9 protein-coding genes, 1 tRNA gene and 2 pseudogenes are annotated in these 12,768 nt (G+C 36.8%); 3 read left to right on the top strand and 9 right to left on the bottom strand.

All coding sequences use genetic code 11. The annotated features are described in order from the left end of the window. From H626_RS11425 to H626_RS0103535, 6 genes and pseudogenes are all read right to left on the bottom strand, one after another. On the bottom strand, positions 1 to 1,221 hold the full coding sequence (locus H626_RS11425) for a DegT/DnrJ/EryC1/StrS family aminotransferase (RefSeq protein WP_156883232.1): 1,221 nt from the start codon (positions 1,219 to 1,221) through the stop codon (positions 1 to 3). Between the two features lie 132 nt (positions 1,222 to 1,353). After that, positions 1,354 to 1,890 (bottom strand): annotated as a pseudogene (locus H626_RS11430) (sugar transferase); the annotation flags it as partial. An 86-nt stretch (positions 1,891 to 1,976) separates the two neighbouring features. After that, positions 1,977 to 2,753, bottom strand: a pseudogene (locus H626_RS10555) (glycosyltransferase). 72 nt (positions 2,754 to 2,825) lie between these two features. Beyond that, on the bottom strand, positions 2,826 to 3,836 hold the full coding sequence (locus H626_RS10560) for a GNAT family N-acetyltransferase (RefSeq protein WP_051237771.1): 1,011 nt from the start codon (positions 3,834 to 3,836) through the stop codon (positions 2,826 to 2,828). Positions 3,837 to 4,050: 214 nt separating this feature from the next. Continuing rightward, positions 4,051 to 5,067 carry a GNAT family N-acetyltransferase gene (locus H626_RS10565; RefSeq protein WP_051237773.1) on the bottom strand — a complete coding sequence of 339 codons (1,017 nt, stop codon included), beginning with the start codon at positions 5,065 to 5,067 and terminating at the stop codon, positions 4,051 to 4,053. A gap of 1,469 nt (positions 5,068 to 6,536) precedes the next feature. Then, positions 6,537 to 6,609: transfer RNA gene (locus H626_RS0103535), tRNA-Val, on the bottom strand. A gap of 217 nt (positions 6,610 to 6,826) precedes the next feature. Here H626_RS0103535 and H626_RS0103540 point away from each other — a divergent pair. Together H626_RS0103540 and mscL are read left to right on the top strand one after the other, a co-directional pair. Next, positions 6,827 to 8,122, top strand: a complete 1,296-nt coding sequence (locus tag H626_RS0103540; protein ID WP_281170656.1) for a hydroxymethylglutaryl-CoA reductase, degradative — start codon at positions 6,827 to 6,829, stop codon at positions 8,120 to 8,122. A 25-nt stretch (positions 8,123 to 8,147) separates the two neighbouring features. Further along, positions 8,148 to 8,567 carry a large conductance mechanosensitive channel protein MscL gene (gene mscL, locus H626_RS0103545; RefSeq protein WP_027108108.1) on the top strand — a complete coding sequence of 140 codons (420 nt, stop codon included), beginning with the start codon at positions 8,148 to 8,150 and terminating at the stop codon, positions 8,565 to 8,567. A gap of 214 nt (positions 8,568 to 8,781) precedes the next feature. On the opposite strand, the gene H626_RS0103550 is transcribed toward mscL, so the two are convergent. The 3 genes from H626_RS0103550 to H626_RS0103560 all read right to left on the bottom strand — a co-directional run bounded on the left by H626_RS0103550 (position 8,782) and on the right by H626_RS0103560 (position 12,233). Beyond that, on the bottom strand, positions 8,782 to 9,705 hold the full coding sequence (locus H626_RS0103550) for an NADP-dependent oxidoreductase (RefSeq protein ID WP_027108109.1): 924 nt from the start codon (positions 9,703 to 9,705) through the stop codon (positions 8,782 to 8,784). 270 nt (positions 9,706 to 9,975) lie between these two features. Continuing rightward, on the bottom strand, positions 9,976 to 10,623 hold the full coding sequence (locus tag H626_RS0103555) for a phosphoribosyltransferase (RefSeq protein WP_027108110.1): 648 nt from the start codon (positions 10,621 to 10,623) through the stop codon (positions 9,976 to 9,978). A 443-nt stretch (positions 10,624 to 11,066) separates the two neighbouring features. Further along, complete coding sequence (locus H626_RS0103560) at positions 11,067 to 12,233, bottom strand: hydroxymethylglutaryl-CoA synthase (RefSeq protein ID WP_027108111.1); 1,167 nt, start codon at positions 12,231 to 12,233, stop codon at positions 11,067 to 11,069. 176 nt (positions 12,234 to 12,409) lie between these two features. On the opposite strand from H626_RS0103560, the gene H626_RS10570 reads away from it, so the two are divergent. Continuing rightward, positions 12,410 to 12,757, top strand: coding sequence for a YtxH domain-containing protein (locus H626_RS10570; RefSeq protein ID WP_051237775.1), 348 nt, complete (start codon positions 12,410 to 12,412; stop codon positions 12,755 to 12,757). Positions 12,758 to 12,768: the final 11 nt, after the last annotated feature.

Below are 12,768 nucleotides of genomic sequence, written 5' to 3' on the forward strand. Positions count from 1 at the left end.
TCAAATTGTCTTACGTTGGACTTTTGCTCGCATACCCTTTTGCTTGTTCCAATTGAATACATAAACAGGTTTACGGTTACTATTAAATATTTTTTTCATTTCTTCGACAACTCTTTCTTGATCAGTCTCAGACATATTCGTCCCCGATGGCAAACAGAGACCTGTTTCAAACAATTTTTCACTTATTACTTCCGAACTGAGAGGGTGTTTATAGAATTGACAATCAGAAAATAATGGTTGCATATGAAGGGGTTTCCATAAAACTCGTGTTTCAATATTCACGGACTCCATTTTCAACATAAATTCTCGCGGGCTAATACGATACTCGCTTAAGTCGATCGTTAATGTAGTTAACCAGCGGTTCGATGTCGTCTGTTTTAATTCTGGCATAAAATGGATACCTTTCAGTTGGTTCAATTCTTGTTTATAATAATCAAAAATTTCCCTTCTACGTTCTACTCGCTGATCTAGCACTTCAAGTTGTGCACGACCAATCCCAGCGCTAACATTGCTCATTCGATAATTGAAACCGACTTGCGAATGTTGGTAATAAGGAGCTTTGTCTTTTGCTTGGGTAGCTAGAAATCTTGCCTGATTTACGATTTCTTCATCATTTGAAATTAATGCCCCTCCACCAGAAGTTGTAATGATTTTGTTCCCATTAAATGAGTAAATACCAATTTCACTTAATGTTCCACTTTTTTTATGTTTATAGGTCGAGCCTAATGATTCAGCAGCATCCTCAACAATCGGGACAGCAAATCTCCGGGCAATATCATTCAATTCATCCATTTTTGCGCTTTGTCCGTATAAGTTTACTACGACTATAGCCTTTGGTAATCGATTCCTTATTTTTGCTTCTTTCAGCGCCAATTCTAGCGCCTCTGGTGACATATTCCAGGTATCCGGTTCGGAATCAATAAACACGGGTTCTGCTCCTAAATACAAAACCGGGTTAGCACTCGCTACAAAGGTAAAAGTGGAAACAAAAACAGTATCTCCTTTACCCACGCGAAGTGTAGCTAGTGCTAAATGGATTGCTGCAGTACCGGAACTAGTGACCAAAGCACCTTTTACATCAGAATAGGTTGCTAATTCTTTTTCGAATAAATTCACATTGGGTCCTAAAGGTGCGATCCAGTTTGTCTCAAACGCTTCTTTTATATACTTCATTTCATTTCCAGACATGTGAGGAGGCGACAAATAAATACGATCAGTCATCAGAATTCTCCTTTCTGTACTCTCTGCCTTTTTATGCTGCTGAGAATCAGTTTGCTTCTTCATCCGATATTCCGCAAAATTTTGGGTAGTTTCATTACCCGCTTCAATGATATCGCTTCCTTTTAAAACTTTTTTAATAGTCAACATAGTGATTTTCACGTCCAAACTAAATGACATATGAGAAACATAGTAGCTATCCAGCTCGAACTTTTCTTCCCAACTCACTTTATTTCTACCATTTATTTGAGCCCAACCGCTTATTCCTGGTTTAATACAGTGTCTAATTCGTTCCCTTTCAGTATAATGCGGTAGATATTCTTCCAATAATGGACGGGGACCAATGAAACTCATATCTCCTTTTAAAACATTAAATAGTTGAGGTAATTCATCTAAACTTATTTCTCGAATAAAGGATCCTATCCTTAACATTCTTTCAGAGTCACTTAGTTGGTTCCCATTTTTTTCAGTTTCGACTTTCATGCTACGGAACTTATAAATAGTAAAAAGTTGTTCGTTTTCTCCAATTCTGGGTTGTTTAAAAATAATTGGACCATGCGGATCTTCTAATTTAATTATGATGGCAACGACTAGAAGAATCGGGGAACTCAAAAGCAACAGGAGCCATGCAAAATAAAAATCAAGGTGTTTTTTCCATCTATAATAGTTCACTTTCTCATCCCCCTTTCTATCTAATGACTATCAATATCCTGTAGACCTGTTCACTCTTTCTATTGATTTATTGTCTGTTTCTACGCTTACACAAACCGTTCATGTCGCAACAATTTTAAAGCCCTTTGAGGAATCAACCCGACAATTAAAGGTTTAACAACATATGGAAATCCAGAAGGTAGCAGACCTAATTGTTTGAATCCAGAATATCTCACTTTCATTTCATCAAAGCGGTAGCGATAAAGACGACGTTTAAAAGTCGCTGCGTCTTCTCTATATAACAACAATGGCTCAAGTATATTTGCTCCTTTATAGTCTTTAGCATAAAATCGCATAAATAAATCATAATCTTCTGCTCGAAGAGTAGCTTTATCGACTCTATAACCACCTAATTCATCTAATACTTTTTTACGAATCACTATACTAGGATGAACAAATTGAGACGTTTTTAAGAAGTCTTTTTTCCCTGGAATCTCTCTTACATTTCTCCGTCCCCAAATTCCCTTGTCATCGAAGAGAAGAACGCTACTTCCTACCAAATCTATTTCAGGATGTTTTTGCAGATAATCTACTTGCACTTCTAACCGGTTGTATTTAGCTATATCGTCTGCATCCATACGTGCGATGTACTCTCCCATTGCTTCTCCTAAGCAACGATTCAGCTAGTAAGCTAACCCCTTGTTTGATTTATTTGTGAGTATAATCAGTCTATCTTTCCATATTTCTTGGTACGTGGAAGCAATAGTTAAGGTTTGGTCGTGAGAGCCATCATCACATAATATAATTTCAAAATCTTGCAGGGTTTGCGCCACTAAAGAATCCAGACTGTCTTTTAACGTTTTCTCACAATTATAAATGCCCATAATGATTGAAACTTTCACGGCAGTTCCTCCTCGTTTATATTATTTAAACAAATTTCAAAAGCACTTAATAAGTTATTCTTGAAACGGGAGATTTGGCTCTTCTAAGTGGGAAACATCAAAACGATAAGCTGGAAAAAAGGATGTGTCAAGTTGATCGATATCCACACTAAATCGTTTTTGTATCAATTTGTTGTATACATCCTTGTGATGAATTTTTTTACCGATATAGTAATTATAATTACTGTTTTTAGCAAATCTTTTTTTGAATTCATAGATACCATCTTCTCCCTTGTGACCTCCTCCTAAGAGATAATAGGAGACATTTTTTTCTTTTAATTTTTTTATAGTTTCTATTGTTACATTGACAAGCGGACTGCAATCGTAAAACCCAGCTTTGGTACCTCCTAAAAATGCATAAGCATAAACCTCATCGTACAACATCAATCCGCTCGCAATCATAGTCCCTCCCATAAAAACATGTGTGTAAAAAAAATGATTTTTTAATTCTTTGTGTATATTTTCAAGAAATGATCGATCAAAATAATAGTATTCATCCGCATTGTTCCGATCCATTGTTGAGTAATAGATTTCCAAAAAATCATCTAGATAGTCTCCTGTTTCATCAAAGACTATTTCCATACCTTTTTCTACATTCTTTTTATAGTATCTTAAAATTCTTTTCGAAATATCTATTTCCAATGGATCATTTATGTCTCGTATTACTTGTGGCCCAACATTGACAATTTCTCCATTAAATCTTGAGCGGACATCATCGTTTTCGATAGGGTGAAATCGAACGAATTCTGAGACGATATTTTCTTTAACACAATAAGTTGAGAATGCTTCTAAATAATCTCTTACAAGTTTATTTTTGTCTGAAGTCGAGATGATCACTGGACCACCATACCCATATGGTGTGAAAATATCATAATATTTTTGATCGTCAATTTTATAAGGGATTTCTTTTTTTATAAACATGTTCGTTATTTCTCCATATTGATTTTTAAAATAAAATGTCTCTGTAGTAGCTTTCTCATGTGCTTCATATAATTTCCCATATTTTTCATTAAAGTAAATATTCATGGGAAGTCCTCCTTAGTATATGCATATAAAAGCCATTATTTTTACTTTCCCGGTGTGTTTATATGTGGTAGCAATTGATAAAATTTGATTAGGAGACCGGCTATCACACAATATATTTTCACAACTTTGAAACGTTTGATCAACGAATAAATTTAATTATTTTTTGCCGTTTTCTCTCAAATCAGATACTTTAGCAAATTCCATGATCATATCCCTAATTACTCTTAAAAAGAGAGCGAATTGGCTCTTCAAGCTGTGTGATATCCGCACGGTAAACCGGGAAAAACGATGTGTCAACTTGATCAACATTCATCTTAAATCGTCTTTTTACCATTTTTTTATATACATCATTGTGATGAATTTTTTTACCGACATAATAATCATAGTCACTGTTTTTAGCAAATTTTTTTTTGAATTGATAAATGCCATCTTCGCCCTTGTGGCCACCTCCTAATAGATAATACGAGATGTTTTTTTCTTTCAACCTTTTGATCGTTTCGATTTCAACATTGACGTTGGAATTACATTCGTAAAATCCTTCTCTGGTACCTCCTAAAAATGCATAAGCATAAACCTTGTCATATAGTATCAGTCCACTCGCAATCATAGTTCCGTCCATAAAAATATGTGTGTAAAAAAAATGATCTTTTAATTCCTTATGGATATTCTCAAAAAATGATCGCTTAAAATAATAGTATTCATCAGCATTATTTCGGTCCATTGTTGAATAATAGATTTCTAAAAAATCATCTAGATAGTCTCCTGTATCATCGAAGATTACTTCCATTCCTTCTTTGATATTTTTTTTATAGTATTTTAACATTCTTTTTGAAATGTTTTTTTCTGATGGCTCGTGCAAATTTCGTATTATTTGTTTTCCAATCCTTTCAACTTTTCCATTAAATTTTGATCGGATATCGTCGTTCTCAATAGGATGGTATCGAACAAATTCTGAGACAATATTTTTTTTAATACAATAACTCGAAAATGCCTCTAAATAATCTCTTACTAATTTATCTTTATCTGTGGTGGACATAATTACAGGGCCACCAAATCCATATGGAGTGAAAATATCATAATATATTTGCTTATCGATTTTATAAGGAATTTCTTTTTTCAAAAACATGTTTGTTATTTCCCCATATTTATTTTTGAAGCAGAATGTATCAGTAGTAGCTTTTTCATGTGTTTTGTATAATTTCCCATATTTTTCATTAAAATAAAGGTTCACGGAATTCCCTCCTTTATATGCAGTCAAAAAACATTTACATACAGTTACTTGTGAGTTTGTTCTATGATTTTCCCAGCGAAAAAGCATTCTGGAAATAGTGGCACGCTAGATTAAGTACTCTCCATTGACTTGTTATTTTTTTTTTCATTTAGTTGATAACTATTTCAACAGTCTGTATCGTTCTTCCGTTCTTATCACTGATACCCTACTAATTTTTCTGAGGTATTAACTATCTCTTCAGAATTTTCATTTTTGTAAAAAAACTCATAAATTTAGAGTGGCGTACTATGGAAATGTATTTTCAGATGATGGGTTGGGGGCCTTATGTGAAAATTTTTAATCGTGGGATTGAAAGAGGGGAAACTATGGATGTATTTCTGCAGATTTGAAAAATGTTAGTGCTTTTTTTATTAGTGGCGTCGGTTAAGGTTATCAGATGGTATCCATCTGATAACCTTTTTTCTTTCCATGTTTTTAATAATAAATCGAGTAGAAGCTCTTCCTGTTTTCATTACGATAATAACTAGCTATGACACACAAAGTTACATCTTCTTTTACTTGGTTTTATTGATATGCTTATTTCACTTGAAAATTATATTACTAAAGAATCGCTTCTATGATAAAGATCGACCAAAAAATAGTTCTTTTTCACCTCAAAAATCACTATATATTTGTACGTATCTATTCTTTACTCCACCAGGTTTCATTTTCCAAAATACCGCTTACATTATTTTCTTTTTAACTCCTTATCAATAATGGGTATAAGAAACTAGAATAAATTATTTTGGGAAAGTTTATACTGAATAGTAGGAAGTTTTTGTAAAGATTCTATAGGTGAGTATTACAAGAAGGGGATTCAAATGGGGATGTTTCACTATTGCTTTTAAAATATTATCGCGGATCTAACTAAGTATAAAATAGTAGGAAGGTAAAACATGAAGGAGATAGATTTTTGTGAACAAATATCTATTTGAAGATAAGAATGGAGAGGGATGTTTAGAGTCTTTGTCAACTGTATTATAACATGTGTTTTTTTTAAAAAAACAATACGCACGGATTTCACTGATTTTAGAGTGTGTTTGACTAGGGAGTATAGAACTGAAAAACATTTCTGTGCTAAGTATTCTCAAGTGAGTTTTATTAAAAATCGATTGTACCTAAGAATGCAAATGGGCGGTCAGTCTTCTGATTTCCTACATTCTTTTTAAAATGATTATATGCATAGTTGTATTATAACTAAATTGAATTATATCTGGAAAGAATTGACTTGAAACTCGCAACATTTTCTTGGATTATTATCCAAAGAACAAATTATTACAAAAATCACTGTACTTCTAACGTCTCATTGTATTCAGTTTTTGTAAATAAAAAACAGACTATTCCAAATGTTCTCCTATATTTAACTCTGTTTTTTTGTTTCCAAAAATTTACAGAGATAAATGAACATTGAAATAGCCTATCATATCAGATGGTCCCTACTGGGCTCGAACCAGCGACCCCTACCTTGTCGAGGTAGTGCTCTCCCAACTGAGCTAAGGAACCTTTTTTTTAATACCTTTCTAGTATACGAAAGTTTGCATCTTTTGTAAATAGCTGACCAAGATAAAAAATTATATTTATACACATTCCGATTTTTAAGTTAAAAAAACATCTGTTATCTATTTGTTTAAAACAATAGCCACCAACCTACTTTCTATAGTATACTGAGCATGAAACTTAACCTATTGTATACAAACACACTGCACGATGGAAGGACTCTATTATGAACTCAGATGCGTTAAATAAATTCTATAAAAATTCTCTTACTGACAAATTAGATAGCTTACTTTCTGCTGAGGTTATTTCTCAAGCGGACTATCATTTGCTTTCAGAAGACAAACTTGGTTTAACCGACGAGGTAGCCAATCATATGATTGAGAATCGTATAACCAACTACACTTTACCATTTGGTTTAGGTTTGAATTTTTCTATCAATGCTAAAGATTATGTTGTTCCTATGGTCACTGAAGAACCATCTATCATTGCTGCAGCAAGTTATGCTGCTAAAATCATAGGTTCAGCAGGAGGCTTTCAGGCTTCTGTTTTAAAAAGAGAGATGACGGGGCAAGTGGCTTTGAAAGATGTAGTGAATGTGGAAGAAAAAATAGCCATCCTGACCGACCATCTCCCAGACATTCTTACCCGGGCAAACGCAAGCCATCCTTCTATTGTAAAGAGAGGTGGTGGGGCAACATCTGTCACTGTTCGTCACTTACAGGAAGAAATCGCAGGAGAGAAGATAGAGTTCTTAGTTGTGTATGTTTCAGTTGATACAAAAGAAGCTATGGGTGCAAATATCATCAATACAATGATGGAAGGGATCGCTCCTTACTTGGAAGAATTAACTGGCGGAACTAGTTTATTACGTATTTTATCAAATTACGCAACCGATTGCCTTGCAACGGCTTCAGTGACCATTCCCGCACATCGCTTGCAAACAATGACATTGTCCGGAGAGGAAATCCGTAATCGGATCATAGAAGCGAATCGATTCGCCCAAATCGATCCTTATCGTGCAGTGACGCATAATAAAGGCATTATGAATGGCATCGATGCGGTTGTCTTGGCCACTGGGAATGACACGCGTGCAGTAGAGGCTGGTGCTCATGCATATGCTGCGCGAGATGGCCATTATCGTTCCCTCACGACATGGGAATGCAATACCAGGGGTGATTTAGTCGGGACATTAACTTTACCTCTAGCTGTGGGGACAGTTGGCGGTTCGATCAGTATTCATCCAACTGCTCAATTTTCCCATCGTTTGCTCGGTGATCCGTCTGCTGAAGAGTTGGGGGAAATCATCGCTTCTGTAGGTCTAGGGCAAAACTTCTCTGCCTTACGTGCACTGGTTACAGAAGGTATCCAAAAAGGACACATGGGTCTACACGCCCGTTCTCTAGCTATCAGTGCTGGTGCAACCGGTGAGGAGATCGATCAAGTAGCTGCTAAACTCAAACAGGCACACTATATGAACTTAGATACTGCCAAAAGTCTGTTAAAAGCTATTCAACAATAAGTTTAGTGAAAAAGGAGAAAAAAATATGATCAAGGAATTTCAAGAATTTATTATGCGTGGAAATGTTTTAGATTTAGCCGTTGGGGTCGTTATTGGAGGAGCTTTTACAGCCATTGTAAATGCTTTGGTGGAATTCATTATCACTCCTGTTGTTGTTGCTCTTTCTGGTGAGGCATCGGTTGAAAATTTAGCTGTATCTATTGGTTCTGCGACTATTCAATACGGTCAATTTATTCAAGCGATCATTGACTTCCTTATTATCGGGTTGGTGTTGTTCTTATTTGTGAAGTTTATAAACCGCTTTAAACGGAAACAAGAAGAAACAGCAGAAGTTGAACCAGAAATTTCTTCTACAGAAAAATATTTGCGTGAAATTCGTGATGCTTTAGTCGAAAAAGAAACAGCTCTTCCAAGTAATTTAACGGATAAAGATTCTTCCATTTAAATTTAACCAAGAAAGAGTCACCTTTTCATATTGAAAAAGGTGACTCTTTTTTATTTTGTTTTTAGGTGAATTGTCTTACAAGAACTCTCCTACTGTAACTGAACCACAACTACCGATCCTCGTTTTGGAACCTTCTGGTATCCTTCATCTTGCATTTAATTACCTTTTCGTATAATAAAAAATGGAGCTAGGAGCTTTAGAATCATCTAAAGATTCAGTTAGTGGCCTCCTCTTTTACTCTGATAATTATTTTCCCTCTCACATGACCTGTTTCGCTCAACTCATGGGCTGCTCTCAGTCCTTCTTGCGAGAAGGGATAAACTCTTGAAATAACAGGTTTTAATCTTTTTTGCACTAGCCACTCATGAAGTTGTTCGAGCGCTTCTTTTGTCGGTTTCATTGAGAAGTATTGCGCCTCATAATTTTTTACATCAACAAATTCACTCGGATCTCCGGCAATGGACAGGAGTCTGCCTTTGTTTTGGATGAGAGACAAGCTTTTTTCCAAGACCCTTCCTCCTATAGTGTCAAAGACGAAGTCGATGCCTGTTAACACCTCTTCGAAGTCTTCCTCTTCATAATCAATGGGCTGATCAACGCCCAGTGATTGAAGCAGCTCCTGATTGCTGCCGCTCGCCGTGGAGGCGACCCAGGCTCCTTGAATCTTAGCTATTTGAACGGCGAGCGTCCCGACACCACCTGAGCCAGCATGGATCAGTACCCTCTCTCCGTTTTTCACTTGTCCTCGTCTGACGATTGCTTCATAAGCGGTTTGTCCGGTCAACGGAACGGCTGCGGCTATTTCAAATGAGAGAGTGTCGTCCAGCTTCACGGTTCTGTCTGGACGGACTGAAACGACTTCCGCATAGGTTTTGGATCCGTTAGCCATCACGCGATCTCCAACTTCAAATCCAGTAACGTCAGAACCTATTTCAACCACTCGTCCGGCAATATCTCCACCGACGATCAGCGGTAAACTGCCACCGAATGATCCTTTTCGTCGTTTAATATCGATTGGATTCACACTCGTTGCATACACTTCAACAAGCAGGCGATCCGGTTTCAATTCTGGTTTGTTGGCTTCTTTCAACTTCAATTGTTCTGCTCCACCAAACTCTTCTATAATTATCGCTTTCATTTTATACATACTCCTTTAGCCTTTTCTTCTGTATACACTGGTCACTGCAAGCTACATTTGCTCTTCGATTCGCATAGATCCATATCAAAGGAACCGTTTATGCGAGCAAGAGACTTTTCTCACTGATATTTAGGGAACCAAAATGATACGATCCTGTTTCTTCATAAATAAAATAAACTGAATTTTTAAACAAGTTGGACTTATTTCAAAATATAGCTTATGAAAGGTCAGGGGAGTTGGCCGATCTACTATTAGAATGCATCCCCAGATTCATTCTATTTGATCTGGGTCTGAAAATGATTTTAAGCTTGCTATTACTTCTTCATCATCTACTTGTGGAAAATGACTATAATAGGCTCCGACTGCACCTAGAAAAACTTCTGGAACGTCTACTGCCACAACCTGATCAACTAAATCTAACAACTCATGATACGTATCCCTCGGTATGATAGGGACGGCTACAATTATTTCCTTGGCTTCTTGTTTCCTGACAGCCTCGATCGCCACTTTCATTGTTAAGCCCGTAGCGATCCCATCATCTACTATAATAACAATTTTGTCTTTGAGTGATCGTGGGGAAAGCACTTGTGAGTATTTTTTCCGCCGGCTTTCCATCGCTTTACGTAGTCGACTAATTTCCTTGTTTATCCATTTTTGATCTAGCCGATCGATTACGATTGTGTTTAAAAGGGGGTCTCCGTATTCTGATACTGCTCCTACAGCATACTCAGAATGAAGAGGATGACCAATTTTTTTCGACAGAACCATGTCAAAGGGCAGGTGATATTTCTCCGCGATTTCTAACCCTACAGGAATACCTCCTCGCGGCAAAGCCACCACAACAGCATTATCTGTATCTGTTAGCTGGAGAGCTGAGGCCAGTTGGGTTCCCGCATCTTTCCGATCAATAAATCTCATTGTTATCCCTCCTAGAAGAAGTAACTAAGCAATATGATCCACTGTCTATTTCCCCTCTAAATTTCGCATTTAGTATAACATGAATAAAAAATTCCTAATATTAGAACGGTTTAGTCTATTTTAAATCACCGTATGCACAAAAAGCCCGCTCTCATTGCAGTAGCAACCTGCAAAGTTTAGAGCAACGTTATCTATGTAACCGCAGAGCCAACGGGATTACTCTCTTTGGAAAGTCGGTTCTCTTGAACAACTGACTGATCGTTATTCTTCACTTGTATAAAACAAAGAGCCCCTTTTCCAAAAAGAAAAAGGGGTTCTTTGTTTTATACGCATGACTCTCTAAACAATACTCCAAAGGCAGACGCACTTTTCGCCTCCTGAAGCCTTGCCGTCGTTGTTTCCAACGCAAATACTTGCTTGCTTTATTCGAGTCTACACACTTTTTATTTTTTCATGTACTGACGAATATCATCTGCTATTCCTGCTAAATAAACAGGACCGGGATCTGTTTGTCCATCTAATTCACGAGTAGATCCATCGATCGGTAAGGCGTCTTCAAACGATGCCTCGTATTCTTCAATGGATAACTCCCTGCGATCATTTAACATTTTTCCATGTTCTGTTGTCAGTAATTGTTTTTTGTAATTTGGTTGCAGTGTCCCACTGAAGAATTCACCTACTGCACCTGATCCATAACTAAAGAGTCCAATCCTGGAACCTGCTGGTAATTCTTCGCCTTGCTCTAAAAGAGAAAGTAAGTTGAGGTAAAGGGCACCTGTATAAACATTACCTACTATACGATTGTAGACAATACTCTCTTCGTAGTGCCTCTCTAAACGCTCTTTATTTTCTGCGGTGGCTGATTCTAATACAGCACCCAAAGCTTTTCTTCCCATTTTTGTATAGGGAAGGTGAAAACACAAAGCTTCAAAGTCGTCTAATGAGCGATTCGTTTTTTCTTGGTAGTCTTTCCAGACACGTAGAAAGAATTCAATATACGCTTGATTAGAGAATTTTCCATCAACTTTAGCTTTATCAGAATACAGGGGACGCCAAAAGTCCATGATATCGCTTGTATACATGGCGCTAGTAGGGTCAATGGCCAATATGCGCGGATTTGCACTGATCAATAAGGCAACCGCTCCAGCTCCTTGTGTTGGCTCTCCACCTGTATTCAATCCGTATTTTGCGATGTCTGATCCGACCACCAATACTTTCCTATCCGGATTCATCGTGATGTGACCCATGGCCATTTGGATTCCCGCTGTCGCTCCATAACAAGCTTGTTTTAATTCAAAGGCTCGTGCTTGCGATTGGATATCTGTTAAATGATGGACCCATACGGCTCCAGATTTTGAGTGGTCCACGCCAGATTCCGTTCCAAGCAATACCATGTCGACTGCATTTCTGTCTTCTTCATCTAAAATTTTCAAAGCTGCATTCGCTGCCATGGTAACAGCATCTTGTGTGAGCGGTGCGATGGCCATTTTATCTTGTCCAATACCAATCGTATATTTTGCTGGATCTATTTTGCGTGCTTCAGCTAGTTTTTTCATATCTACATGTATGTGAGGTGTATAAAATCCAATTTTATCAATTCCAATATCCACAACTATTCCTCCTCAAGGCTTCCTTCATTCCTTTACTTTTATTTAGTATACGCTTTGTTCTTTAAAAAAAGATTAAGATAATTTTTTTTCTGGTTCAGAGTATATTATTTTGCTATTTGTAACGCTTTCGTTATAATGATGGAAGAACGTACTAATGATTAAAAGGAGGAAATGAAATGCCCGGTTTTGTAAAAGGTGTTGTGATCGGAGCCGCTTTAGGATTATTATTAGCTCCTAAATCAGGTCAAGACTTACGTGATGATTTAATGAGTAAAATGAATGAATCAAAAGGAAGAGCAAAAGATTATTCTGGTGTTGCACGCGAAAAAGGTTCAGATGTTCAACGTACAGCTAAAGAAGCAACAGAAAACATCAAAGTGACCTTAAAAGAAACAGCAGAAGAAATGAAAAGCCAAATGAAACAAGCTTCCGAAAAGATTCATCAAGAAGCAGATAAAGTAAAAACAGAAGCACACGATACGAAAGAAGAAATGGATCAAGATGCTCCTTCTACAACTGCATAATGTAGATCAAG

The sequence above is a fragment of the Lacticigenium naphthae DSM 19658 genome, from assembly GCF_000425865.1.
Lineage (GTDB): Bacteria > Bacillota > Bacilli > Lactobacillales > Carnobacteriaceae_A > Lacticigenium > Lacticigenium naphthae.

Excerpts from the sequence above, each read along its gene's own strand:
- H626_RS11425 (WP_156883232.1), bottom strand. The coding sequence starts at position 1,221 with ATGACTGATCGTATTTATTTGTCGCCTCCTCACATGTCTGGAAATGAA.
- H626_RS10560 (WP_051237771.1), bottom strand. The coding sequence starts at position 3,836 with ATGAATATTTACTTTAATGAAAAATATGGGAAATTATATGAAGCACAT.
- mscL (WP_027108108.1), top strand. The coding sequence starts at position 8,148 with ATGATCAAGGAATTTCAAGAATTTATTATGCGTGGAAATGTTTTAGAT.
- H626_RS0103550 (WP_027108109.1), bottom strand. The coding sequence starts at position 9,705 with ATGAAAGCGATAATTATAGAAGAGTTTGGTGGAGCAGAACAATTGAAG.
- H626_RS0103555 (WP_027108110.1), bottom strand. The coding sequence starts at position 10,623 with ATGAGATTTATTGATCGGAAAGATGCGGGAACCCAACTGGCCTCAGCT.
- H626_RS10570 (WP_051237775.1), top strand. The coding sequence starts at position 12,410 with ATGCCCGGTTTTGTAAAAGGTGTTGTGATCGGAGCCGCTTTAGGATTA.